We start from the raw sequence: 23,807 nt of genomic DNA, 5'->3' as shown, positions 1-23,807 counted from the left end.
GCCTCAGCTCAGACGCTCCTTGCCTCTCAGGTAGGGCCGCAGTGCCTCCGGCACGGTCACGGAACCATCTTCATTCTGATAGTTTTCCAGGATCGCCACCAGAGTGCGGCCTACCGCCAGCCCGGAACCATTCAAAGTATGTACCAGCTCCGGCTTGCCGGTTTCCGGGTTGCGCCAACGGGCCTGCATGCGACGCGCCTGATAGTCACGGAAATTGGAACAGGAAGAGATCTCCCGGTAGCGCTGCTGGCTCGGCAGCCACACTTCCAGGTCATAGGTCTTGGCGGCGGAGAAGCCCAGATCGCCGCCGCACAGGGTCACCAACCGGTAAGGCAGATCCAGTTTCTGCAGGATCGCCTCGGCGTGGCCGGTAAGCGCTTCCAGGGCCTGCTCGGACTCTCCCGGGCGCACCAGCTGCACCAACTCCACCTTCTCGAACTGATGCTGTCGGATCATGCCGCGGGTGTCCTTGCCATGACTGCCCGCCTCGGAGCGGAAACAGGGCGTGTGGCAGACGTAACGGCGCGGCATGGTCTCGGCGTCGAGAATCTCATCCGCCGCCAGATTGGTCACCGGCACTTCCGCGGTGGGGATCAGATACAGCTCGCGCTCGCCGCGCATTTTGAACAGGTCTTCCTCGAACTTCGGCAACTGACCGGTACCCGCCAACGCTTCCGGCCCCACCAGGTAAGGCACGTACAGCTCCTGATAACCGTGTTCGCTGGTGTGCTGGTCGAGCATGAAATCGATCAAGGCGCGATGCAGCCGTGCCAATTGCCCGGTCATCACCGCGAAGCGGGCACCGGACAGCTTGCTGGCGCGCTCGAAATCCAGACGGCCCTCGCTCAGTCCCTCACCGACGTCGACGTGGTCCTTGGGTTCGAAGTCGAACTGGCGCGGCGTGCCCCAGCGGCGCACTTCCACGTTGTCGTCTTCATCCGCGCCCGGCGGCACCTCCTCCGCCGGCGCATTGGGCACCCCCATGAGGAAAGCGCGCAGCTCGTCCTGAATCTCTTTTGCCCGGGCCACTTCGTCATCGAGCTGGGCATCCAGGGTCTTCAGCGTCTCCGCCACCTTGGCCTTGGCCTCATCCACCGACAAACCGGACTGGATCAGTTCGCCGATCTGCTTTGAGGCCTTCTTGCGTTGGGCCTGCAGATCCTGGGAGCGAATATCAGCTTCCTTGCGGCGCCCATCCAGCGCCCGGAACCCGTCCAGATCCAGGGAATAACCCCGTTTTGCCAGTGCATCGCGGATGGCTTCGCCATTGTCCCGCAAGGCCCGAATATCAAGCATGGTGGCTCCTTTGCGCACTCATAAGATGTCAGGATTCAAACAAATATCAGGATTCAAACAACCAGCGTCCCACTACCAGACCCAGCCCGGCCAGCGAAACGCAGGCCGCCACCGAAACGGCGGCGTATCCCAGGGCCAGCCCCAGGCTGCGACTCTCCAGCAGGCGGACCAGCTCGAAGGAAAAGGTCGAGAAGGTGGTCAGGGCGCCAAGCATGCCAGTCATCAATGCCAGCCGCCACAGTTCACTGGTGGTCAGACTCGCCAGCATGACCGCCAGAAAACCAAACAGGAAACTGCCAGCCAGGTTCACCGCGAAGGTGGCCCAGGGCCAGGCCGGCATCGCCGGTACCCCTACCCAGAGAGCGGTAGCATAGCGCAAACAGGCCCCCACCGAGCCCCCCAGCGCCACCGCCAGCCAGGGCAAAATACCATGTGCGTTCATTGCTCGTCCCCGTAACGTTGCCACTGGCTGTCGCGGTTGCGGCGCCGTAGCTGGCGCAGCTTCTCGGCGATACGGATTTCCAGCCCGCGTTCCACCGGTTGGTAAAAGCGGGTGTCGCGCAGCGTCGGCGGAAAATAGTTCTCGCCGTCAACGAAGGCATCGGGGTAATCATGGGCGTAGTGATACTCCGCGCCATAGCCTTCCGCCTTCATCAATTTGGTGGGCGCGTTGCGCAGATGCAGCGGCACCTCATTACTGGGGTGCTCGGCGACAAATCGCCGGGCCGTATTGTAGGCGTCATAGACCGCATTGCTCTTCGGCGCCACGGCCAGAAAAACGATGGCCTGGGCGATGGTCAGTTCGCCCTCCGGACTGCCAAGCCGCTCCTGCACCTCCCAAGCGTTCAACGCCAGCGTCAGGGCCCGCGGGTCGGCGTTGCCGATGTCCTCGCTGGCCATGCGCACCACCCGCCGCGCCACATAGAGCGGATCACAGCCGCCATCGAGCATGCGCGCGAACCAGTACAGGGCCGCGTCCGGATCGGAACCGCGCACCGACTTGTGCAAGGCGCTGATCTGGTCATAGAACAGATCCCCGCCCTTGTCGAAACGGCGCACCGCGTCACGCAACACTTCCTGCATCAGCGGCCGGTCGACGCGGGGCTGATCGCCGTCCGCCAGATCCAGGGCCACTTCCAGCATATTGAGCAGCCGCCGCGCATCGCCATCGGCATAGTCCAGCAACAGATCACGGGCATCGGCTTCCAGAACCATGGCCGTGAGATCCGGTTGACGCAGGGCGCGGTCCAACAGCCCGGACAAGTCCTGCCGCTCCAGGCTGCGCAGGCGATATACCCGGGCCCGGGACAGCAAGGCGTTGTTGAGTTCGAATGAGGGATTTTCGGTGGTGGCGCCGATGAAGATCACCGTGCCGTCTTCCACGTGAGGCAGAAAGGCATCCTGCTGCGCTTTGTTGAAGCGATGCACCTCATCCACGAACAACACCGTGCGGCGTCCCTGTCCCAACCGCGCCTTGGCCTGTTCCACCGCCGCGCGGATGTCCTTCACGCCGGACAATACCGCCGACAAGGTGATGAATTCCGCGTCCACGGCACCTGCGAGAATCAGTGCCAGCGTGGTTTTTCCTGTCCCCGGCGGGCCCCACAGAATCATGGAGTGCAGTTGCCCGCGTTCCACCGCCTGACGCAAAGGTTTGCCGGGGGCGATCAGATGGGACTGCCCGACATAATCGTCCAGCGACAGCGGCCGCAGCCGCGCGGCCAGCGGCTGCGCATCGCCGCGGGCCTGATCGGCGAACAGGTCACTCATGGTGCGCGCCACCACCCCCGCTCATGATTCACTCCTGGCGGATTACGTCGGTGCCTTCCGGCGGGGTGAAGGAAAACCGCTCCGCCGGCAACGACCGGTTCAGGGTCAGATCCTGGAAACGGATCAGGGTCTGCTGGCCGAGCGCGTCGCGTAAACGCATGGAATGCGGCGTGTCGCCATGGAAGGTGACATCCAGGGTATCGAACAGCGGATCGGCGCCCTTGGGCTTGAGCCGGTAGGTAATGTTGGCGCCTTCGCTTTCCAGCTCGGAAATCTCGAACGCCTGCCCCACTCGCTGTGGATCGCCGCCAAACAGCAGGGCCGGTGTGTTGCCCAGGTCCGGAGTCAGCGGACGGACCACCACCTGCTCCAGATCCACATCGTAAACCCACACGGTTTTGCCATCGGAGACCGCCAGCTGTTCGAACGGCGCCTCGGTCTTCCAGTAAAAGCGGTTGCCCCGGGCCACGTCCATGGTACCGCTGGCACTCTGCTGGCGGTCACCGTCGGAGTTCACCATGGACTGCTCGAAGTGGCCGCTCATGCTGCGCAGTCCGCCAAGTTTGGCAAGCAGGGTTTCGGTGGCGGAAGCCCAGGCCAGGGACGGCATCAACAGTGCCAATACAAGCCATTTTGCCATTGCTCTTTATCCTCAGGCGTCCGGCGGTGGTGGCGCCAGCACCTCACGTTGTCCGTTGTGTCCGGCCTCGGAGACCACGCCGGCCATTTCCATGGCTTCCACCAGGTTGGCGGCGCGGTTGTAGCCGATCTTCAGTTTCCGCTGCACCGAGGAAATGGAAGCCCGCCGTGATTGCGTCACGTAGGCCACCGCCTCGTCATAGAGCGGATCGCTCTCGTCATCGCCGCCGCCGGCGATTTCCATGCCTGGCATGGGCGCGTTCAGGTCCGAGCCGCCGTCAAGGATCTCTTCCAGATAGTTCGGCTCGCCCCGCTTGCGCCAGTCATCACAGACCCGGTGCACTTCCTCATCTGAGACAAAGGCACCGTGCACCCGTTCCGGAACGCTTTTGCCACCGGGCAAATACAGCATGTCACCATGGCCGAGCAGTTGCTCCGCTCCGCCCTGATCCAGCACGGTTCGGGAATCGATTTTCGACGACACCTGGAAACCGATGCGTGACGGCACATTAGCCTTGATCAGACCGGTGATCACATCCACCGACGGGCGCTGCGTGGCGAGAATCAGGTGGATGCCCGCGGCCCGTGCCTTCTGCGCGATACGAGCGATCAGCTCTTCCACTTTCTTGCCGACGATCATCATCATATCGGCGAATTCATCGATGACGATAACGATGTACGGCAACTTCTCCGCCAACGGCGGTTCCTCTTCCAGATCCATCGGGTCATTGGGCTTCCACAATGGATCCTTGAGTGGCTCACCGGACTTTCTGGCGTCCTCCACCTTGCGGTTGTAACCGGAAATATTACGCACGCCCATGGCCGCCATCAGACGATAGCGGCGCTCCATTTCTCCGACCCCCCAGCGCAAGGCGCCGGCGGCTTCCTTCATGTCGGTGACCACCGGCGTGAGCAAATGGGGAATGCCGTCATAGACCGCCAGTTCCAGCATCTTCGGATCGATCAGGATCAGGCGCACATCTTCCGGGCTGGACTTGAACAACATGGACAGCAGCATGGCGTTCACGCCCACCGATTTACCGGAACCGGTGGTACCGGCCACCAGCAAGTGCGGCATCTTGGCCAGGTCGGCCATCACCGGGTTGCCGGAAATGTCCTTGCCCAGGGCCATGGTCAGCGGCGAACCGGCATCGTCGAACATCTTCGAGCCCACCACCTCGGTGAAGCGGATCATCTCCCGCTGCTCATTGGGAATCTCGATCCCCACCGTGGTCTTGCCGGGAATCACCTCCACCACCCGCACGCTGATCACCGCCAGGGAACGGGCCAGATCCTTGGCCAGATTGGTGATCTTGGACACCTTGATGCCGGGCGCCGGCTGGATCTCGAAGCGGGTGATCACCGGTCCGGGCTGCACCGCCACCACTTCGGCGTCGACGTTGAAATCCTTGAGTTTGATTTCCAGCAGACGCGACATGGCGTCCAGCGCTTCCTCGGAGTAACCGCCCTTGCCGTCCTCATCCACCTGATCCAGCAAGGATACCTGCGGCAGGTCGCCGGAGACTTCCGCGGTAAACAGCTTCTGCTGCTTCTCTTTTTGCACCCGTACGCTTTTCTCCACCGGTTTGGCGGGTTGGGCGATCTTCGGCGGCGTGCGGTTTTCCTTTTTCTTGTTGGCCTCGGTGATCACCCGGGCGCGCTGCTCGCGGGCAGCCTGAGCGGCCTTGCGCTCCTCTCGCTGCTCGCGGCGCTGCTCGAACCAGGCCGGCACCTTCTGGCCGATAGTCACCACCAGCTCACCCAGACGCTCCGCCAGGGCAATCCAGGACAGATCGGTGAATACGGTGATGCCAATCAGAAACAGCGCCACCATCACCAGCGTGCCGCCCAGGGCGTTGAAGGCATCCAGGGCACTGCCACCGACCACCTGGCCGAGTATCCCACCGGCATCCTCCGGCAGGCCGCCAGTGGTGAAATGCATGTATGCCAGGGCCGTGCCGCCGATCATGGTCAACACGAACCCCACCAGACGCAGGCTGAACATGGGCCAGCTACCCGGCAGGCCGGCGTGGCGCTCGCGCAATACCTTGAACGCCCAGAACCCCACCAGCACCGGGAACAGATAGGCCATCAGCCCGAACAGTCCCAATAACAGATCGGCACAGAAAGCGCCGGCGCGGCCGCCGGCATTACGCACGCTGTCCACGTGCCCCACATAGGACCATCCCGGGTCGCGGCTGTCATAGCTGATCAATGCCAGAAGCAGATACAGCGACAGGGCGATCAGGGCGATGACCATGCCTTCCACCAACCCTCGTTTGAGATGGCGGGAAAAACCGGATTGGGTGTTACCGGCGGCTGCCTTTGTCACGCCTCGCCTCTTGCGTTTGGATTCCATAGAGCCTGTTTATGCTCTTAAAGCTTGCCAATGTTTTTCCCTGTATCGTGTAAAAGCTGGAAAAAACATGAACTCAATGCCATAACAAATTGAAAACTATGGAATTGTACAGAATTAGCGCCTTTCGAGCCAGCGCCCCGACCGGCTCTTGCGCCCGCAGTATCCCGCGCCTGGGCCCGGGCAACAAGGGCCCGGTGGCGAGGCTATCGTTGCCTCAAATCGCATTCATAGCCGGAGCCGCCTTCACCGGGCCATGAAAGTATTGTAGCTTGCTCATCCTTGAAACGGCCCGTGGGCGACACCATAACGTCGCCACTTCTTAAGCAGACCCAGTTTTCAGGCCCTGACCTGGTGGAGGATTCAATGAGCGACGTGCAGCACCATCGACTGATCATTCTGGGTTCCGGCCCCGCCGGCTACACCGCGGCGGTCTACGCGGCCCGGGCCAATCTGAATCCGGTGGTGATCACGGGCATCCAACCCGGCGGGCAGTTGACCACCACCACCGAAGTGGATAACTGGCCCGGAGACGTGGAAGGCCTGCAAGGCCCGGACCTGATGGTGCGCATGCAGCAGCACGCCGAGCGCTTCGACACCCAGGTGCTGTTTGATCACATTAACGAGGTGGTACTGGATCAGCGTCCGTTCGTGCTCAAGGGCGACTCCGGCACCTACAGCTGTGATGCCCTGATCATCGCCACCGGGGCTTCGGCCATGTACCTGGGTCTGGATTCCGAGCAGGCGTTCATGGGCAAAGGGGTTTCCGCCTGCGCCACCTGTGACGGTTTCTTCTACCGGGGCCAGAAAGTGGCCGTGGTGGGCGGTGGCAACACCGCCGTTGAAGAAGCCCTGTACCTGTCCAACATTGCTTCCGAGGTGGTGCTGATTCACCGCCGCGACAAACTGCGCGCGGAAAAGATCCTGCAGGACAAGCTGTTCGCCAAGGACAACGTCACCGTCATGTGGGATCACGTGCTCGACGAAGTGTTGGGCGACGATTCCGGCGTCAATGGCATCCGTGTCAAGTCCACCAAGGATGACAGCACCGAGGAACTGGAGCTGCAGGGCCTGTTCATCGCCATCGGCCATAAACCCAACACCGACATCTTCGCCGGGCAGTTGGACATGCATGACGGCTATATCCGCATCCGCAGCGGCCTGGAAGGCAATGCCACCGCCACCAGCGTGGCGGGCGTGTTCGCCGCCGGCGACGTGGCCGATCACGTATACCGTCAGGCAGTGACCTCCGCCGGTTCCGGCTGCATGGCGGCACTGGACGCGGAGCGCTATCTGGAAACCCTGGAAGACTGATCGCGCATGATCCCCTGGTTGCCCGCCGGGGGGCCTTTTCCCGCCGTGGAAGAGGCCCTTGAGGAGCCCAACGGGCTGCTCGCCGCCGGCGGCGACCTTTCCCCTTCCACTCTGCTTTGCGCCTATCGCCAGGGTATCTTCCCCTGGTACGACGACAGCCAGCCGATCCTCTGGTGGTCACCGGCTCCGCGCTGTGTGTTTCGCCCCGGGGATCTGCACCTGAGCCGCCGCACCCGGCGCACCCTGCGAGGCTGGAATCCGCAAATCCGCCTGGACCAGAACTTCGCCGGAGTCATCGACGCTTGCGCGGCCCCCCGCGCCGGCCAGGACGGCACCTGGATCACTCGCGACATGCGCGATGCTTATCTGCGCCTGCACCATCTGGGCCATGCCCATTGCGTGACGGTGCATGACGACCAGGGCCTGGCCGGCGGTATCTACGGCATTCAGTTGGGCGGTGTGTTCTTCGGTGAGTCCATGTTCTCTCGCCGCGATAACGGTTCTAAATGCGCGCTGGCGGCGTTGTGGGCGCTGGCGCCGGAACTGGGCATCCAGTTGCTGGACGCCCAGGTGGAGAATCCTCACCTGATGCGGCTGGGCGCAGTGTTGATGCCGCGACAGGAATTTCAGACAGCGTTGCGGACCTTGATCACCGACACCGAGCCCCGCAAATGGCCGCCGGTTCCGATGACCTGGAACGGGCTCACGGATCGGGATCGCGCCGCTATTTCCTTTAAACTGTAGGAGCTTGCCTGCAAGCGAATAGGGGGTTCGGCCCAAAAAATTCGCTTGCAGGCAAACTCCCACAGCAGCCTTGTAGCCTCGTCTGGGGAAGACAGCCATTCAGCCGGTCTTTACCTGCCCTGCCCCATTGGCGGTGTCACGGCGTTCGGCGTAGTCGATATAGAACGTCAGGCTGTCCGGATTGGCCATGGCATCCGGGTTGGCCACTTTATCCAGGGACTGCCCCAGCAGCAGCTTCTTGATGGGGAGCTCCATTTTCTTGCCGGTGAGTGTGCGCGGCACTTCCGGCGCAGGCACGATGTCGTTGGGCACATGCCGGGCGGACAGATTGTCGCGGATCGCCGCCTTGATGCGGCTTTTCAGATCCTCGTCCAGAACCTGCCCCTCGCGCAGCACCACGAACAACGGCATGAAGGATTCCCGTCCCAGGTATTCCAGATCCACCACCAGGCTGTCGAGGACTTCCGGGAACTCTTCCACCACCCGATAGATCTCGCTGGTGCCCATGCGGATCCCGTGGCGGTTGATGGTGGTGTCGGAACGGCCATAGATCACCGCGCCACCGCGCGGGGTGATGCGGATCCAGTCGCCGTGGCGCCAAATGCCGGGAAACACGTCGAAGTAGCTGTCGTGGTAGCGCAGCCCTTCTTCGTCGTTCCAGAAGTACAACGGCATGGACGGCATCGGTTTGGTCACCACCAGCTCCCCCACTTCGTCCTCCAGAATCCGGCCGTCGTCGGACATGGCATAGGTCGCCGTGCCCAGATACCGGCACTGCATCTCTCCGGAATAGACCGGCAGTATCGGGCAGCCGCCCACATAGGCCGCCGCCACATCGGTGCCACCGCTGATGGTGGCGATCATCACGTCACCCAGTTGATCCATGATCCACTGGTACCCCTCCTCCGGCAGTGGCGAGCCGGTGGAACCCACCGATCTGAGCCTGCCAGGGCTCAGCCATTGGCCAGGCTCGATTTCCGCTTTCTTGCAGTTGAGAAAATAGGCGGCGCCAGCGCCGAAGAAGGTCAGCTCGGTCTCCTCGGCGAAACGCCACAGCGTACCGAGATCCGGGTAACCGGGATTGCCGTCGTACAAACAGATGGTGCTGCCCACCATCAGACCGGTGATCTGTGAATTCCACATGATCCAGCCGGTGGTGGTGAACCACATGAAGCGGTCCTCCGGCCCCAGGTCCATATGCAGAGCGTGACCTTTCAAACCCTCCAGCAAGGTACCGCCGTGGCCGTGCACGATGGGTTTGGGCATCCCGGTGGTCCCCGAGGAGTACACCACCCACAGCGGATGGTCGAACGGCACCTGTTCAAACGCCATTGGCACCTCGCCGGCGACCATGTCCTGCCAGAGATCGGCCCCATCCAGACGGGCCTCGGGGTTGAGGTAAGGCAGCAGGATCACTTGCTCCACCGTCGGCAGCGCCTCACGCAGCCCCTTTACCACCTCCAGGCGGTCGAAATCCTTGCCGCCATAGCGATACCCGTCCACCGCGATGATCACTTTGGGATCGATCTGGCGGAAACGGTCGAGCACGCTGCGGGTGCCCATGTCCGGGGAACAGCTGGACCAGATCGCGCCAACACTGGCGCAGGCACAGAATGCCACCACCGTTTCCGCCACATTGGGCAAATAGGCCACCACCCGGTCTCCGGGGCCGATCCCACGTTGGCGCAACCGGTCGGACAGGGCCGCCACCTGGCGGCGCAGCTCACCCCAGGACAGGGATTGCAGTGGACGAAGTTCGGAGCGGGAGAGGATCGCCGGACGATCGGGCTGGTCATGGTGAAAACGGAAGATCTGCTCCACCAGGTTCAGCCGGCTGCCCTCGAACCATTGGGCGCCGGGCATTTCATGGCTGTCGAGCACCTCGCTGTAGGGCTCCGAGGCAGCCACTTCGAAGTACTGCCAGATCGCTTCCCAAAAGGCTTCCAGGTGGTCCACGGACCACCGCCAGAGGGCGTCGTAATCGTTGAAATGTTCGCCCGTGCGCTGCTCCAGCCAACCTTGAAAATGATGCAGGCGGCTGTTGCGGATGCGTTCCTCGCTGGGTTGCCACAGGGGCATCGGATCGGTTGTTGTCATCATAGCTCTCCTGAACACAGCCTCTGTATAGGCCGAGGCCGTTTATTGTTATTTCGCCATAAACCGGGCTTCGGAAGCCTATCCAACTCCGGAGGGCGGCGAAAGGTACAAGTATTCACGAACCGCTCGTCCGCGCGGTAAAAAGCAGCGCCACACCCGGACGGCTGGCCTTGGTCGCCCCCTGTTGGATAAACTGGGCCCATGAGTGATCTGTCCGAACTCCGCTTTTTCCGCACGCCGGCCCACCCCTGCAGCTACCTGGAAGGCCAGCAGGCCGCCACGCTGTTCGTGGACCCTCAGGTGCGCCTCAATGCGGCCCTGTACAGCGAGCTGTCCCTGCTCGGCTTCCGCCGCAGCGGCGACTACCTGTATCGCCCGCACTGTGAGGCCTGTCACGCCTGTCTGCCGGCACGGGTGCGGGTGGCGGATTTCCAGCCTCGCCGGCGGCAGAAGCGGATCCTTCAGCGCAATAGCGATCTGATCGTGCGGCAGGAGCCGTCCCGCTACACCCGCGAATTCTACCGGCTCTACTCACTGTATATTCGCGAACGCCACGGTGACGGCGACATGTATCCGCCCTCCGAGGAGCAGTTTTCCAGCTTCCTGACCTGCGCCTGGACCGATACCCGCTTCTACTGTTTCCGTGATCCGGCCACCAAAAAATTGCTTGCCGTGGCGGTCACCGACGCCCTCAAGGACGGCCTGTCGGCGGTCTACACGTTCTTCGACCCGGCCGTCGCCGAGCGCGGCCTCGGCGTCAATGCCCTGCTCTGGCAAATCGAGGAATGCCGCCGTCTGGGCCTGCCTTATCTCTACCTGGGCTACTGGATCAGCGAATGCCGCAAGATGAGCTACAAGAGTCAGTACCGCCCGCTGGAACTGTTGATCAACGACGAGTGGCAGGAGTTTCACCCCCCCACTCCTCCGGGGCGTCGCCCCCCCATCGCCTAAACCTTTGCAGCATGCGTCCAATTCCGGCACAATTGCGCCTCCCTCCGTAGCCGACGACATCAGGGTACGCGCTGAATGGCGAAAGAAGAGCAAATTGAATTGGAAGGCGTGGTTCTTGAAACCCTTCCCAACACCATGTTTCGTGTGAAGCTGGATAACGGGCATGTGATCACCGCCCATATTTCCGGCAAGATGCGTAAATTCTACATCCGGATTCTCACCGGCGATCGCGTCAAGGTGGAAATGTCGCCCTATGATCTGAGCAAGGGGCGCATCACCTTCCGCATGAAGTAACGGCGGTTTTCCTTGATGCATAAAAAAACCCGGCATGCCGGGTTTTTTTGTTAGAGCCTGGCCATCCATGGCCGCGATCTTCAGCAGGTGGCTTCCTCCTGGGAGGCATCCACGGTCAGCAGCAGCTTGTCGTCGCGGACCACGACTCGCGCCCGGCCGCCCTGCTCCGCCAGTTCGCCAAACAGCAGTTTCTCCGCCAGCGGCTTCTTGATCTGCTCCTGGATCAGACGGGCCATGGGGCGGGCCCCCATATCCTTGTCATAGCCGTGATCGGCCAACCAGGTGCGGGCATCCGCCTCCACTTCCAGCACCACGCCTTTCTCATCCAACTGCGCCTGCAGTTCCACCAGGAACTTGTCCACCACGCCGAGAATGGTTTCCCTCCCCAGCGGGTTGAACTGGATGATGGCGTCCAGCCGGTTGCGGAACTCCGGCGTGAAGGCTTTTTTCAACACTTCCATGCCGTCGCTGGACTGATCCTGTTCGGTGAAACCGATGGAGCGCTTGTTCAACACCTCGGCGCCCGCATTGGTGGTCATGATCAGGATCACATTGCGGAAGTCCGCCTTGCGGCCGTTATTGTCGGTCAGCGACGCGTTGTCCATCACCTGCAGCAGGATGTTGAACACTTCCGGGTGCGCCTTTTCGATCTCGTCCATCAACAGCACGCAATGCGGCGTCTTGGTAATCGCCTCGGTGAGCAGACCGCCCTGATCGTAACCGACGTAGCCCGGAGGCGCGCCGATCAGACGGCTTACGGTGTGCCGCTCCATGTACTCGGACATGTCGAAGCGCACCAACTCCACGCCCAGCGCGCGAGCCAGTTGCCGGCTCACCTCGGTTTTACCTACCCCGGTGGGACCGGCGAACATGAACGAGCCGATCGGCTTGTTGTCCGCCTTCAGCCCGGCGCGGGACAGCTTGATCGCCGCGGAGATGGCATCGATGGCTTCGTCCTGACCGAACACGGTCATCTTCAGGTCCCGCTCCAGATTGCGCAGCACTTCCTTATCGGAAGAGGACACCTGCTTCGGCGGAATCCGCGCGATCTTCGCCACCATGACTTCCACGTCATCCTGCTCGATGATTTCACGGCGCTCGTTTTCCGGCCGCAGGCGCTGCCAGGCACCGACCTCGTCGATCACATCGATGGCCTTGTCCGGCAGGAAGCGGTCATTAATGTAGCGCGCGCTCAACTCCGCCGCCGAGCGCAGTGCCGCGTCGGTGTACTGCACGCCATGGTGCTTCTCGAAGCGGCTCTTGAGCCCCTTGAGAATCCCCACGGTATCCTCCACCGACGGTTCCACCACATCCACTTTCTGGAAACGGCGGGACAGTGCCCGGTCTTTTTCAAAAATGGTCCGGTACTCCTGAAAAGTAGTGGAGCCCATGCATTTCAATTCCCCGGAAGCCAGCAGCGGTTTGAGCAGATTGGACGCGTCCATGACACCGCCGGAAGCCGCGCCGGCACCGATGATGGTGTGAATTTCATCGATGAACAGAATCGAGTTGTCCTGCTTGCGCAACTCCGCCAGCAAACTCTTCAGCCGCTTCTCGAAATCACCGCGGTATTTGGTGCCGGCCAGCAGCGCGCCCAGATCCAGGGAATAGACCACCGCGTCCTGCAGCGGCTCGGGCACCTGACCTTCCACGATCATGCGCGCCAGCCCCTCGGCAATGGCGGTCTTGCCCACACCGGGCTCGCCCACGAGCAGCGGATTGTTCTTGCGCCGCCGGCACAGGATCTGCGCCGCCCGTTCAATTTCAAACGCCCGTCCGACCAGCGGGTCGATCCGGTCCGCCCGTGCCAGCTCGTTCAGATTGGACGCATAAGCCTCCAGGGCGTTGGCCGAGGCGCCCCCTTCGGGGCCACCGCCGGCTTCGATATCCGGCTGTTGAGCATCATCCGCCTCCTGCTGCGGAGAGACACCGTGGGAGATGTAATTGACCACATCCAAGCGGTGCACGTCCTGGCTGTTGAGCAGGTAAACCGCCTGGCTTTCCTGCTCATTGAAGATCGCCACCAGCACATTGGCGCCGGTCACTTCCTTCTTACCCGAGGACTGCACGCTGAACACCGCGCGTTGCAGCACCCGCTGGAAACCCAGCGTCGGCTGTGTATCACGCTCATCGTCACCGTCATCCGGTAACAGCGGCGTGGAATCGCTAATGAACTGAGTCAGGGCCTCGCGCAGCTCATCCAGATCCGCGCCGCAGGCGCGCAGCACTTCCAACGCGGCATCGTTGTCCAGCAGTGCCAACAGCAGATGCTCCACGGTCATGAACTCATGACGGTGGCTTCGTGCGTGATGGAACGCCTCGTTAAGGGTAAGTTCCAGTTCTTTGCTGAGCATAGGCTACCTCACTACTCGTCACCCTTGGTGTCGGGCTGGCCGGCCTGAAATCAGGCCCTTGGGCCTGAATCAGGCCTTCTCCACCTGACACATCAGCGGATGCTGATGTTCCCGGGCGTAATCGACCACTTGCGCGGCCTTGGTCTCGGCGATATCCCGGGGAAACACCCCGCACACCGCCTTGCCCTCGGTATGGACCGTCAGCATGACACGAGTGGCCTGCTCGCGGTCCATACGAAAAAAGGTTTCCAGTACCTCAACGACGAAGTCCATCGGTGTGTAGTCGTCGTTGAGCATGATCACTTTATACATGGATGGGCGCTTTAGCCGTGGCTTGCTCGCCTCCACGGCCAGATCGCCCTGACGATCGGGATCCGCCGGCTGATCCGGCCCCAGGCGTATTCGCGCCCCCCGCTCGTTACCCGTGAAAAACACCTTGTGCTGCCTTTTCATGCGTCTCTCTGAAGTTTGTATACCCGCGGGCGCCGACAGGCAATCCACTAATTGGGGCATTAACCGCTATTTTTCAATCCCAACGATTGGGCTTGACACTCAGTTTTCCATGATGAAAAGTTGGGCAGAGCGCGACCCAGGGGATCTCTGAATCCAACAATGCCGGATGTTCCGGGACTTTCCGGCCCGTTCGGCACATCTCAATCCATATCATGCCGAGGCCAAGGCAAGGTCTTCATAGCAGCCCGCTATGATAACCAGAGCAAAGTTCCATGGCCGGCGGCGTTGATGTTGGATATTGACGTCAGTGATCCAGGCCCCGCCCGGGCGGGGATAACAAAAACAATGTACAGCCATAGGTTACCGTGCGATGACCGGTTGTCATACAGAACACCGGCACGGCGGGACACCCGGAACACACCCCCGGGGTAACATGAGGGACGACCATGGCAACGGGAACGGTAAAGTGGTTCAACAATGCCAAAGGGTATGGCTTCGTTCGGCCGGACGAAGGTGGCGATGATCTGTTCGTGCACTACTCCTATATACAGGAGAAAGGTTACAAAACCTTATACACCGGACAGAGTGTGGAATATGAGCTGCTCGAGGCCAGCAAGGGTTACCATGCGGTGAACCTGAAGCCGGGAGCGGTTCCCACCACCCGCCGGCACCGGCAAGGCCGGAGGCGGGAGCGGGAGAAAAGCGCCCTCTCCACCTGAGTGAGCGCTTCACCGGAGGGGATGGGAATCAGTTCCCCATGTGTTCGATCACGGCATCGCCGAATTCGGAACACTTCAGCAGCGTGGCATCGGGCATGAGACGCTCGAAATCGTAGGTCACGGTCTTGGCGGCAATCGCCCCTTCCATGCCATTGATCACCAGATCGGCGGCGTCTTCCCAGCCCAGGTGGCGCAGCATCATCTCGGCGGACAGGATCAGTGAACCCGGGTTCACCTTGTCCTGGCCGGCGTACTTCGGCGCGGTGCCGTGAGTGGCCTCGAACAGCGCCACGGAGCCGCCAATGTTGGCGCCCGGCGCGATGCCGATGCCGCCCACTTCCGCCGCCAGGGCGTCGGAAATGTAGTCACCGTTCAGGTTCAGCGTGGCGATCACGCTGTACTCCGCCGGACGCATCAGGATCTGCTGCAGGAAGGCATCCGCGATCACGTCCTTGATGACGATCTCTTTCCCGGTACGCGGATTCTTCATCACCATCCAGGGGCCACCGTCAAGCAGCTCAGCGTTGAAGCGGTCCCGGGCCAATTCGTAGCCCCAATCCTTAAAGGCCCCCTCGGTGTACTTCATGATGTTGCCTTTGTGCACCAGGGTGACGGAATCCTTGTCATTATCGATGGCGTACTGGATCGCCTTGCGGACCAGACGCTGGGTGCCCTCGCGGGACACCGGCTTGATGCCGATACCACAACCTTCCGGGAAACGGATCTGGGTAACCCCCATTTCCTCGCGCAGGAAGCGGATCAGTTTGGTGGCTTCGGGACCGTCCGCGGCCCATTCGATGCCGGCATAGATGTCTTCGGAGTTTTCACGGAAGATCACCATGTCGGTCAGTTCGGGGTGGCGTACCGGGCTGGGTACCCCTTCGAACCATCGCACCGGGCGCATACAGGTATAAAGGTCAAGCTCCTGGCGCAGGGCCACGTTCAGAGAACGGATCCCACCGCCCACCGGAGTGGTCAACGGTCCTTTGATACCTACGGTGAATTCCCGCATGGCCTCCAAGGTTTCTTCGGGCAGCCATACATCCGGCCCGTAAACCCGGGTGGCTTTTTCACCGGCATAGATTTCCATCCAGGTGATGCCACGCTTGGCGCCATAGGCTTTTTCCACCGCGGCGTTAACCACTTTTATCATCACCGGCGAGATATCAACGCCGATGCCGTCCCCTTCGATATACGGAATGATCGGGTGGTTGGGGACATTCAGGGATAGGTCCGCATTAACGGTGATTTTGTCACCGTCTGCCGGAACCACGATCTTTTGGTATCCCATCTACACTACTCCCTCTGAGAATAACCGTGGAATTCGGTTGCCGGGCGAGTATACCATCGAGTGGATAACCTTGCTTGGCCTTCATGGGCCCGAACCGACGATTTTCCCAATGGCCCGGCTTATTTTGTTTAACAAACCCTTTCAGATGTTGTCCCAGTTCACCGACACCCGTGGGCGCCGGACCCTCAAGGAATCGCTTCCCGTGGAGGGCGTCTACCCCGCCGGCCGGCTGGACTGGGACTCCGAGGGATTGTTGCTGCTCACCGATGACGGCGGCCTCCAGGCGCGCATCGCCAGCCCGCGCTTTCACCTGCCGAAAACCTATCTGGTACAGGTGGAAGGCGCTCCCGGTGAAGACGATCTGGAGCCGTTGCGCCAGGGCATCACGCTCAAGGACGGCCCCTGCCGGCCGGCGCGGGTCCGGCGTATCGACGAACCCTCGTTATGGCCGCGCCAGCCGCCGGTGCGCACGCGGCTCACGGTACCCGACCAGTGGCTGGAACTCACCATAGACGAAGGTCGCAACCGCCAGGTGCGGCGCATGACCGCGGCGGTGGGCTTTCCCACCCTGCGGCTGGTGCGTTGGCGCATCGGCGACTGGAGCCTGGATGGCTTGCAGCCCGGTCAGTGGCGTGACGAAACCGTGCACCTGCCCAAGGCCCCGGCGCGGGGCGGGCCATCCCGGCGCCGTTCTCCTCCACGTCAGCGGCGCGGGAAAGCGCGCCGGTCGTGACGAGCCCCCCGGCGTTGCGATACCATCTGGCGCCCGCCATGCCTGGAACGGCCAATCTATGAACAGCTTCGAACCGCACATTACGGTAGCCACCGTGGTGGAGCAAGACGGACGCCTGTTGTTCGTGCGAGAACACCAGGACGGAGCGCTGGTGCTCAACCAGCCCGCCGGTCATGTGGAATTCGGCGAGGACCTGATGCAGGCCGCCTACCGCGAAACCCTGGAAGAGACGGCTTGGCAAGTGGAAGTGACCGACCTGCTCGGCTGGTATATTTTTCAGCCGTTCAAGGGCGCCGGAGTATACTACCGGGCCTGTTTCGTCGCCCGTCCGCTGAAACACGACCCGCGCCAGAAACTGGATCGCGGCATCGAGGAAGCGGTCTGGCTGACACCTCAGGAGTTGTCCTCACGGCAGGCCGAGCACCGCAGCCCGTTGGTGATGCGTTGCGTCTCCGATTACCTGAGCGGCCGGCGCCTGCCGCTGGACAGCATTTATCAGCACCCCTGGCCTTTGCAGCAGGGCTGAACCCATCACTACACGGTTGCTCGCCATGTCGGAACTGCCTTCTCCTTCCACCCTCACCCCGGAATCCACCCGCGTCATCGTCGGCATGTCCGGCGGTGTCGATTCCTCGGTGGCCGCCGCCCGCCTGCTGGAGGCGGGTTATCAGGTGGAAGGCCTGTTCATGAAGAACTGGAACGAGGACGACGGTACCGAATACTGTACCGCCCGGGAGGACCTGCTCGACGCCATGCAGGTGGCTGGCGTATTGGGTATGGAGCTGCATACGGTGAATTTCGCCGGCGAGTACTGGGACCGGGTGTTCGAGCACTTCCTCGAGGAATACCGGGCCGGCCGCACTCCCAACCCGGACATCCTCTGCAACAAGGAAATCAAGTTCCGCGCCTTCCTGGATCACGCCGTGGCGCTGGGCGCCGACGCCATCGCCACCGGCCACTACGCCCGGGTCGAGCATCGGCATGGGCCCGCCCGGCTGCTGCGCGCGGTGGATACCAACAAGGACCAGACTTACTTTCTGCACGCGGTGGGCGGCGACAAATTCGCCCGCACCCTGTTCCCCCTGGGTGATCTGCACAAACCGGAAGTGCGCCGCCTGGCCGGGGAGAAAGGCTTCGACAACCACAAGAAGAAGGATTCCACCGGCATTTGCTTCATCGGTGAGCGCCGCTTCAAGGACTTCCTGGAGACCTATCTGCCAGCCCAGCCCGGTATCATCGAGGACGACCATGGCAAGGTGATCGGCCGGCACGACGGACTGATGTACTACACCCTGGGGCAGCGCCAGGGACTGGGCATCGGCGGCCGCGCCGACGGCAACGATGAACCCTGGTACGTGGCCGCCAAGGATCTGAGCCGCAACGTGCTGATCGCGGTGCAGGGCCACAACCACCCGCTGCTGTTCAGCCGTGAGTTGACCAGCGCGCCGGTGGACTGGGTGGCCATGGCGCCGCCGGCCCTCCCCGCCCGGCTTACCGCCAAAACCCGCTATCGCCAGCCCGATCAGGCCTGTACCGTGGAGAACGCCGGCGACGGCCGGGTACGCGTGGTGTTCGATCAGCCACAACGAGCGGTCACCCCGGGTCAGTCGGTGGTGTTTTACCACGGCGACGCCTGTCTCGGCGGGGCCGTGATCGAGGAGACACGATGACCGAGCAACCCCTGTCCCTACAGCAACAGCAAATGCTGGCTCTCGGCGCGGTATTCGAGTGCGCGGTCATGGCGGACCAGATCGCCACCCGTGGCGACGCCGATCCGGCGGTACTGGCATCGCTGTTTGAATCAGTGCTGGTGATGGACGCCACCGACTTCGACACCATCTATCCGCGCCCGGGCCGCTTCCAGGATGGCCTGCGCCTGCTGCGCAAGAGCCTCAACAGGGAACAGAACCGGGACGCCGCCCGCCCTCTCAGCTATGGGCTGGCGCTGCTGCATCTCTCCTCAAAACTGCGCAAGAATGACGACGTGGTGAATATTCTGCGTAACCGGCTACTGGCCCTGGAAGGTCAGCGCGCCCATTTCGAGGATCTCACGCAACCCGGCTTCTGCCACCGGTTGGCGGGTATCTACGTGGATACGCTGGGCACGTTCCGGTTCCGTATCCGCGTGCAGGGCGACCCGGCCAAACTGCAGGACGAGGACAACGCGGCCCGCATCCGCGCCCTGTTCCTGGCCGGTGTGCGGGCCGCCTTTCTATGGCATCAGATGGGTGGCCGGCGCTGGCGTTTGCTGTTTCAGCGCAAAGCGCATCTCGATATACTAAACAGCATAAAAATCAATGAATTAAACTAAATATATAAAGTAAAATATAAAGAAAATCGCCCCTCATGAGCCGCGATTTTTTTCGTCCTTCGACCTTCGTCATAACCCACGCGGCGCTTCCCGATTTGCTGTATGATAGCGCCGCTTTCGGTTTTCCTGTCTAGGAGTGCTTCATGTCCAGCCTTACTCACCTTCGTGCCATTTCTCCGGTGGACGGCCGCTACGCCGGCAAAGCGGATGCCCTGCGCGACATCACCACCGAATACGGCCTGATCCGCTACCGGGTTCATGTGGAAGTCAGTTGGCTGGAACAGCTGGCCCACGAGAAGGCCATTCCGGAAGTCCCGCTGATGAGCGGCAAGGCCGCCTGGCATCTGCGTGGCATCACCCGTGAATTCGAGGAGAAGCACGCCGAGCGCATCAAGGAAATCGAGGCCACCACCAATCACGACGTCAAGGCGGTGGAGTACTTCATCAAAGAGTGCATGGCCGAGCACGAAGAGCTGGACAAGATGACCGAGTTCGTGCACTTCGCCTGCACCAGCGAGGACATCAACAACCTCTCCTACGCGCTGATGCTCCAGGAAGCGCGCGATGCCCTGCTGCCGAAACTGGATCAGGTCATCAACGCCATTCGCAAGCTGGCCCATGCCAACGCCGACCGGCCAATGCTGTCACGCACCCACGGCCAGTCCGCCTCCCCCACCACCGTGGGCAAGGAAATGGCCAATGTGGTGGCACGCCTGCAACGCCAGCGCGAACAATTCGCGGCGGTACCGGTGCTCGGCAAGATCAATGGCGCGGTGGGCAACTACAACGCCCACCTGGCGGCCTATCCGGAAGTGGACTGGGAAACCTTCGCGCGCCGTTTCGTCGAGGGGCTGGGACTGACCTTCAATCCCTTTACCACACAGATCGAACCGCACGACTGGATCGCCGAATACTTCCACGCTCTGATGCGCTTCAACACCATCCTGCTGGACTTCGACCGCGACGTCTGGGGTTACATCTCTCTCGGTTACTTCAAACAGAGAACCGTTGAAGGCGAAGTGGGTTCCTCCACCATGCCGCACAAGGTCAATCCGATCGATTTCGAGAACTCCGAAGGCAACCTGGGGCTGGCCAACGCGATGATGGATCACCTCGCCGCCAAGCTGCCGGTCTCCCGCTGGCAGCGCGATCTCACCGACTCCACCGTGCTGCGCAATGTGGGCGTGGGCCTGGCCCACAGCCTGATCGCCTATGAAGCCAGTCTCAAAGGCATCGGCAAACTGGAAGTGAACCCGACCCGTCTGGAAGAGGATCTGGAGCACGCCTGGGAAGTACTGGCCGAGCCCATTCAGACGGTAATGCGCCGCTACGGCATCGAGCAGCCCTACGAGAAACTCAAGGCCCTGACCCGTGGCAAGGCCATCACCGAGGAGGCTCTGATTGCCTTCATCGACACCCTGGCGATCCCAGAGGAAGCCAAAGCGCGGCTCAAGGAACTGACTCCGGCTTCCTACGTGGGCAGCGCCGGCCAGCAGGCACGGGCAGTCTGATCTTGGCCACCGAGCTGCCCCGCTTCACGCTGCCACTGCCGGCGGAGACCTTTCTCGAGCGGCACTGGCAGCGGCGCACGCTGTTCATGCCCGCCGCCGCCAGCGGCCTTGACTACCCCGACGCCGACACCCTGGCCGGACTGGCGCTGGAAGCGGAGGTGGAATCCAGGCTGATCCGGGGTGCCGGCGAGGGCCCCTGGTCGTTGCAGCAGGGACCGCTGGAAGAGGATGCGTTCGAGGGCCTGGGCGAGCGGGACTGGACCCTGCTGGTACAGTCCGTAGACCACTTTCTGACACCGGTGAGCCTGCTGCTGGACGATTTCGGCTTCGTGCCGGGCTGGCGTCTGGAAGACATCATGATCAGCTACGCCGCCGAGGGCGGCAGCGTCGGCCCTCATTTCGATCAGTACGACGTGTTTCTGATCCAGGCCAGCGGCCATCGCCATTGGAAAATCGGACCGCATTGTGACGACGCCGCGCCGCAGCGCACTGATACGCCGCTGAAGATGCTGGCGCACATGCCCTGCGAACAGGAGTTCCATGCCGGCCCCGGCGATGTGCTGTATCTGCCGCCGGGCGTCGCCCACCATGGCGTCGCCAGCGACAGCGATTGCGTCACCTGGTCAGTGGGATTCCGGGCCCCGGATTACCGTGACCTGCTGGCGGAAATGGTGGCCGAATGTCTGGCCAATCAGCCCGAGCAGCTCTACCGCGACGCCGGGCGCGCGCCCTGCCCGGATCCGGGGCGGCTCGAACAGAACGATCTGGACAACCTGCTGTCTGCTTCCCTGGGCTTGCTGGACCGCGCCCAGGCAGCCCGGGCGGTGGCCCGCTGGCTGAGCACACCGCGTCAGAACGGTCTTGATTTTATTGTGGACGAAGAGCAGATTCGCGCCGGCGCACCGGACGCCGCGCTGGTACGGCACGGCGGTGTGCGCCTGCTTCGTCAGGGCGACCATGCCTGGCTCAACGGCGAATGCTGGACACTGGACGCGGAGCAAGCCGCACTGGTGGACCTGCTGGCCGGGCAACGCCGCTACCGCAACGACCAGTTGGAGCCGCTGCTGACCCGGTCCGCCGGCGAGCTGCTCAATCATTGGATCGATCAGGGCTTCTTTGCCCCGCTTTAACCGAGAACACCATGGCCTTTAGCATCATCGAAACCACTTGGGACGAACACGAGCCGGCGCTGCGTTTGCTGCGCGAAACCATTTTCATCGGCGAGCAGAACGTGCCGGAAGAACTGGAGTGGGACGGCAAGGATTCCAGTGCCTGTCACTTTCTCGCGCTCGACCAGCGGAACCAGCCGGTGGGCTGTATCCGCCTGCAGAGCAGTGGCCAGATCAGCCGCCTGTGCGTGCTCTCGAACAGCCGCAACAGCGGTATCGGCAGAGCCCTGCTGGTGGCCGCCGAGGAAGCCGCTCGGGCCCGTGGCATGCAGGAGATCTTCCTCAACGCCCAGACCCACGCCACCAGCTTCTATGAAACGGCGGGCTTCGCCAGTTCCGGCGGCATTTTCATGGATGCCCATATCCCGCACCGGCAAATGTTCAAGTTGCTGAAATAACCCGTCACGCCACGACGGAACAATAATCAGAAGAAGAGAGCCCCATGTCCGACACCACCCAATATTTCCTGGAGCAATCCCGTCTGCCACGCCAGTGGTACAACATCATGGCGGACTTCCCGGAACCGATGGCCCCGGTGCTGCATCCCGGCACCCGTCAGCCGGTGGCCCCTTCGGATCTGGCGCCCTTGTTCCCGGATACCCTGATCGCCCAGGAAATGACCGCCGAGCGTTATGTGGATATTCCGGCAGCGGTGCTGGACGTCTACAAGATGTGGCGCCCAAGCCCTCTGATCCGTGCCCGCCGCCTGGAAAAGGCGCTGGATACGCCGGCGCGCATCTACTTCAAATACGAGGGCGTGAGCCCGGCCGGCTCGCACAAGCCGAACACCGCCGTGGCCCAGGCCTATTACAATGCGGAAGCCGGCACCCGCCGTCTGACCACCGAAACCGGCGCCGGCCAGTGGGGCTCTTCCCTGGCGTTCGCCGGCAGCCTGTTCGGTCTCGAGGTGCAGGTATTCCAGGTCAAGGTGTCCTATCAACAAAAGCCCTATCGGCAGGCACTGATGCGCACCTACGGGGCCGAGTGCATCCCCTCCCCGTCCAATCTCACCAACGCCGGCCGCGCCATACTGGCGGAGAACCCCGATCACCCGGGCAGCCTCGGCATCGCCATCAGTGAAGCGGTGGAGCTCGCGGCCCAGGCCGACGATACCAAGTACGCCCTTGGTTCCGTGCTCAACCATGTGATGCTGCATCAAAGCATCATCGGCCAGGAAGCCCTGCTGCAGATGGAAATGGCCGGCGACGATCCGGATATACTGATCGGCTGCACCGGCGGCGGCTCCAACTTCGCCGGTCTGGTGTTTCCGTTCCTCGGCGAGCAACTGCGTGGTGGCCGCGGCCGCCGCATCCTGGCGGTGGAGCCGGCGGCCTGCCCGACCCTGACTCAGGGCCGGTTCGCCTACGACTTCGGCGACACCGCCCACCTGACACCGCTGACCAAGATGCACACCCTGGGCTCCAGCTTCACCCCGCCGGGCTTCCACGCCGGCGGCCTGCGTTACCACGGCATGGGCCCGCAGGTTTCCCACGCGTTGCAACTGGGGCTGATCGAAGCCCGCGCGTACGCCCAGACCGGCTGCTTCGAGGCGGCGGTGCAATTCGCCCGCCACGAAGGCATCGTGCCGGCGCCAGAGTGCTCCCACGCGGTCAAGGCCGCCATCGACGAAGCGTTGCGCTGCAAGGAAGAAGGCCAGGGACAAACCATCCTGTTCAACCTGTCCGGCCACGGTCATTTCGACATGCAGGCCTACATCGATTTCTTCGATGGCAAACTGGAAGACCGCGAGTACGACGCCGCCGCCGCGGAAGTGGCGCTGGCGCAGTTGCCTCAGCTCGGTTGAG

22 protein-coding genes are annotated in these 23,807 nt (G+C 62.2%); 13 read left to right on the top strand and 9 right to left on the bottom strand.

Translation table 11 applies throughout. The features are described 5' to 3' along the window. Positions 1-3: 3 nt before the first annotated feature. Genes serS through RYH70_RS09545 form a run of 5 tightly spaced genes read right to left on the bottom strand, consistent with a single transcriptional unit; the run spans position 4 to position 6,064 of the window. Positions 4-1,296 carry a serine--tRNA ligase gene (gene serS / locus RYH70_RS09565; protein ID WP_022996405.1) on the bottom strand — a complete coding sequence of 431 codons (1,293 nt, stop codon included), beginning with the start codon at positions 1,294-1,296 and terminating at the stop codon, positions 4-6. A 46-nt stretch (positions 1,297-1,342) separates the two neighbouring features. Continuing rightward, positions 1,343-1,738 (bottom strand): fluoride efflux transporter FluC, encoded by a 396-nt coding sequence (locus RYH70_RS09560; RefSeq protein ID WP_022996404.1) that lies wholly within the window; start codon positions 1,736-1,738, stop codon positions 1,343-1,345. Next, positions 1,735-3,066, bottom strand: coding sequence for a replication-associated recombination protein A (locus RYH70_RS09555; protein ID WP_026949937.1), 1,332 nt, complete (start codon positions 3,064-3,066; stop codon positions 1,735-1,737). The genes RYH70_RS09560 and RYH70_RS09555 overlap by 4 nt, the downstream gene beginning before the upstream one ends. A gap of 28 nt (positions 3,067-3,094) precedes the next feature. Further along, positions 3,095-3,706 carry an outer membrane lipoprotein chaperone LolA gene (gene lolA / locus RYH70_RS09550; protein WP_055100805.1) on the bottom strand — a complete coding sequence of 204 codons (612 nt, stop codon included), beginning with the start codon at positions 3,704-3,706 and terminating at the stop codon, positions 3,095-3,097. Between the two features lie 12 nt (positions 3,707-3,718). Beyond that, positions 3,719-6,064 carry a DNA translocase FtsK gene (locus RYH70_RS09545; protein WP_394356125.1) on the bottom strand — a complete coding sequence of 782 codons (2,346 nt, stop codon included), beginning with the start codon at positions 6,062-6,064 and terminating at the stop codon, positions 3,719-3,721. Positions 6,065-6,427: 363 nt separating this feature from the next. Between RYH70_RS09545 and trxB the strand changes: the two genes are divergently transcribed. Then, positions 6,428-7,375: a thioredoxin-disulfide reductase gene (trxB, locus tag RYH70_RS09540; RefSeq protein ID WP_022996400.1), complete on the top strand. Its 948-nt coding sequence runs from the start codon at positions 6,428-6,430 to the stop codon at positions 7,373-7,375. Positions 7,376-7,381: 6 nt separating this feature from the next. Next, complete coding sequence (gene aat / locus RYH70_RS09535; RefSeq protein ID WP_080530880.1) at positions 7,382-8,119, top strand: leucyl/phenylalanyl-tRNA--protein transferase; 738 nt, start codon at positions 7,382-7,384, stop codon at positions 8,117-8,119. 99 nt (positions 8,120-8,218) lie between these two features. Here the strand turns inward: aat and RYH70_RS09530 are convergent, their stop codons facing one another. Next, positions 8,219-10,219, bottom strand: a complete 2,001-nt coding sequence (locus RYH70_RS09530; protein ID WP_233918422.1) for an acetoacetate--CoA ligase — start codon at positions 10,217-10,219, stop codon at positions 8,219-8,221. A gap of 198 nt (positions 10,220-10,417) precedes the next feature. On the opposite strand from RYH70_RS09530, the gene RYH70_RS09525 reads away from it, so the two are divergent. Continuing rightward, entirely contained in the window at positions 10,418-11,167 is a 750-nt protein-coding gene (locus tag RYH70_RS09525; protein WP_022996397.1) for an arginyltransferase, read from the top strand. Positions 11,168-11,242: 75 nt separating this feature from the next. Next, positions 11,243-11,461 (top strand): translation initiation factor IF-1, encoded by a 219-nt coding sequence (gene infA, locus RYH70_RS09520; protein ID WP_014994331.1) that lies wholly within the window; start codon positions 11,243-11,245, stop codon positions 11,459-11,461. Positions 11,462-11,541: 80 nt separating this feature from the next. Here infA and clpA read toward each other — a convergent pair whose 3' ends face one another. Next, positions 11,542-13,815, bottom strand: coding sequence for an ATP-dependent Clp protease ATP-binding subunit ClpA (clpA, locus tag RYH70_RS09515; RefSeq protein WP_022996396.1), 2,274 nt, complete (start codon positions 13,813-13,815; stop codon positions 11,542-11,544). A 69-nt stretch (positions 13,816-13,884) separates the two neighbouring features. Next, positions 13,885-14,268, bottom strand: a complete 384-nt coding sequence (clpS, locus tag RYH70_RS09510; RefSeq protein ID WP_022996395.1) for an ATP-dependent Clp protease adapter ClpS — start codon at positions 14,266-14,268, stop codon at positions 13,885-13,887. 446 nt (positions 14,269-14,714) lie between these two features. Here clpS and RYH70_RS09505 point away from each other — a divergent pair, with 446 nt between their 5' ends. Next, the gene (locus RYH70_RS09505) at positions 14,715-14,987 is read left to right on the top strand and encodes a cold-shock protein (RefSeq protein ID WP_022996394.1); all 273 of its coding nucleotides are present in this window, start codon (positions 14,715-14,717) and stop codon (positions 14,985-14,987) included. A gap of 28 nt (positions 14,988-15,015) precedes the next feature. On the opposite strand, the gene icd is transcribed toward RYH70_RS09505, so the two are convergent. Continuing rightward, the gene (gene icd / locus RYH70_RS09500) at positions 15,016-16,278 is read right to left on the bottom strand and encodes an NADP-dependent isocitrate dehydrogenase (RefSeq protein WP_022996393.1); all 1,263 of its coding nucleotides are present in this window, start codon (positions 16,276-16,278) and stop codon (positions 15,016-15,018) included. 109 nt (positions 16,279-16,387) lie between these two features. On the opposite strand from icd, the gene RYH70_RS09495 reads away from it, so the two are divergent. From RYH70_RS09495 to RYH70_RS09460, 8 genes are all read left to right on the top strand, one after another. Then, complete coding sequence (locus RYH70_RS09495) at positions 16,388-17,011, top strand: pseudouridine synthase (RefSeq protein WP_022996392.1); 624 nt, start codon at positions 16,388-16,390, stop codon at positions 17,009-17,011. Between the two features lie 58 nt (positions 17,012-17,069). Then, a complete protein-coding gene (locus RYH70_RS09490) occupies positions 17,070-17,537 on the top strand; it encodes an NUDIX hydrolase (RefSeq protein ID WP_022996391.1) in 468 nt (155 codons plus the stop codon). 25 nt (positions 17,538-17,562) lie between these two features. After that, complete coding sequence (mnmA, locus tag RYH70_RS09485) at positions 17,563-18,681, top strand: tRNA 2-thiouridine(34) synthase MnmA (protein ID WP_317010111.1); 1,119 nt, start codon at positions 17,563-17,565, stop codon at positions 18,679-18,681. Then, the gene (gene hflD, locus RYH70_RS09480) at positions 18,678-19,322 is read left to right on the top strand and encodes a high frequency lysogenization protein HflD (protein ID WP_022996389.1); all 645 of its coding nucleotides are present in this window, start codon (positions 18,678-18,680) and stop codon (positions 19,320-19,322) included. Before mnmA ends, hflD begins: the two co-directional genes overlap by 4 nt. A 143-nt stretch (positions 19,323-19,465) precedes the next feature. Continuing rightward, a complete protein-coding gene (purB, locus tag RYH70_RS09475; RefSeq protein WP_233918426.1) occupies positions 19,466-20,833 on the top strand; it encodes an adenylosuccinate lyase in 1,368 nt (455 codons plus the stop codon). Positions 20,834-20,835: 2 nt separating this feature from the next. Then, positions 20,836-21,963 (top strand): cupin domain-containing protein, encoded by a 1,128-nt coding sequence (locus tag RYH70_RS09470; RefSeq protein ID WP_022996387.1) that lies wholly within the window; start codon positions 20,836-20,838, stop codon positions 21,961-21,963. Positions 21,964-21,974: 11 nt separating this feature from the next. After that, entirely contained in the window at positions 21,975-22,400 is a 426-nt protein-coding gene (locus tag RYH70_RS09465; protein WP_284455811.1) for a GNAT family N-acetyltransferase, read from the top strand. A gap of 44 nt (positions 22,401-22,444) precedes the next feature. Beyond that, on the top strand, positions 22,445-23,806 hold the full coding sequence (locus RYH70_RS09460) for a TrpB-like pyridoxal phosphate-dependent enzyme (protein ID WP_063139638.1): 1,362 nt from the start codon (positions 22,445-22,447) through the stop codon (positions 23,804-23,806). Position 23,807: the final 1 nt, after the last annotated feature.

The sequence above is a fragment of the Alloalcanivorax xenomutans genome, from assembly GCF_032810065.1.
Lineage (GTDB): Bacteria > Pseudomonadota > Gammaproteobacteria > Pseudomonadales > Alcanivoracaceae > Alloalcanivorax > Alloalcanivorax xenomutans.
Note: the sequence above shows the minus strand (reverse complement) of the source record. Positions and strands in the feature narration are given on the sequence as shown.

Excerpts from the sequence above, each read along its gene's own strand:
- serS (WP_022996405.1), bottom strand. The coding sequence starts at position 1,296 with ATGCTTGATATTCGGGCCTTGCGGGACAATGGCGAAGCCATCCGCGAT.
- RYH70_RS09560 (WP_022996404.1), bottom strand. The coding sequence starts at position 1,738 with ATGAACGCACATGGTATTTTGCCCTGGCTGGCGGTGGCGCTGGGGGGC.
- RYH70_RS09555 (WP_026949937.1), bottom strand. The coding sequence starts at position 3,066 with ATGAGTGACCTGTTCGCCGATCAGGCCCGCGGCGATGCGCAGCCGCTG.
- lolA (WP_055100805.1), bottom strand. The coding sequence starts at position 3,706 with ATGGCAAAATGGCTTGTATTGGCACTGTTGATGCCGTCCCTGGCCTGG.
- RYH70_RS09545 (WP_394356125.1), bottom strand. The coding sequence starts at position 6,064 with ATGGAATCCAAACGCAAGAGGCGAGGCGTGACAAAGGCAGCCGCCGGT.
- trxB (WP_022996400.1), top strand. The coding sequence starts at position 6,428 with ATGAGCGACGTGCAGCACCATCGACTGATCATTCTGGGTTCCGGCCCC.
- aat (WP_080530880.1), top strand. The coding sequence starts at position 7,382 with ATGATCCCCTGGTTGCCCGCCGGGGGGCCTTTTCCCGCCGTGGAAGAG.
- RYH70_RS09530 (WP_233918422.1), bottom strand. The coding sequence starts at position 10,219 with ATGATGACAACAACCGATCCGATGCCCCTGTGGCAACCCAGCGAGGAA.
- RYH70_RS09525 (WP_022996397.1), top strand. The coding sequence starts at position 10,418 with ATGAGTGATCTGTCCGAACTCCGCTTTTTCCGCACGCCGGCCCACCCC.
- infA (WP_014994331.1), top strand. The coding sequence starts at position 11,243 with ATGGCGAAAGAAGAGCAAATTGAATTGGAAGGCGTGGTTCTTGAAACC.
- clpA (WP_022996396.1), bottom strand. The coding sequence starts at position 13,815 with ATGCTCAGCAAAGAACTGGAACTTACCCTTAACGAGGCGTTCCATCAC.
- clpS (WP_022996395.1), bottom strand. The coding sequence starts at position 14,268 with ATGAAAAGGCAGCACAAGGTGTTTTTCACGGGTAACGAGCGGGGGGCG.
- RYH70_RS09505 (WP_022996394.1), top strand. The coding sequence starts at position 14,715 with ATGGCAACGGGAACGGTAAAGTGGTTCAACAATGCCAAAGGGTATGGC.
- icd (WP_022996393.1), bottom strand. The coding sequence starts at position 16,278 with ATGGGATACCAAAAGATCGTGGTTCCGGCAGACGGTGACAAAATCACC.
- RYH70_RS09495 (WP_022996392.1), top strand. The coding sequence starts at position 16,388 with ATGGCCCGGCTTATTTTGTTTAACAAACCCTTTCAGATGTTGTCCCAG.
- RYH70_RS09490 (WP_022996391.1), top strand. The coding sequence starts at position 17,070 with ATGAACAGCTTCGAACCGCACATTACGGTAGCCACCGTGGTGGAGCAA.
- mnmA (WP_317010111.1), top strand. The coding sequence starts at position 17,563 with ATGTCGGAACTGCCTTCTCCTTCCACCCTCACCCCGGAATCCACCCGC.
- hflD (WP_022996389.1), top strand. The coding sequence starts at position 18,678 with ATGACCGAGCAACCCCTGTCCCTACAGCAACAGCAAATGCTGGCTCTC.
- purB (WP_233918426.1), top strand. The coding sequence starts at position 19,466 with ATGTCCAGCCTTACTCACCTTCGTGCCATTTCTCCGGTGGACGGCCGC.
- RYH70_RS09465 (WP_284455811.1), top strand. The coding sequence starts at position 21,975 with ATGGCCTTTAGCATCATCGAAACCACTTGGGACGAACACGAGCCGGCG.
- RYH70_RS09460 (WP_063139638.1), top strand. The coding sequence starts at position 22,445 with ATGTCCGACACCACCCAATATTTCCTGGAGCAATCCCGTCTGCCACGC.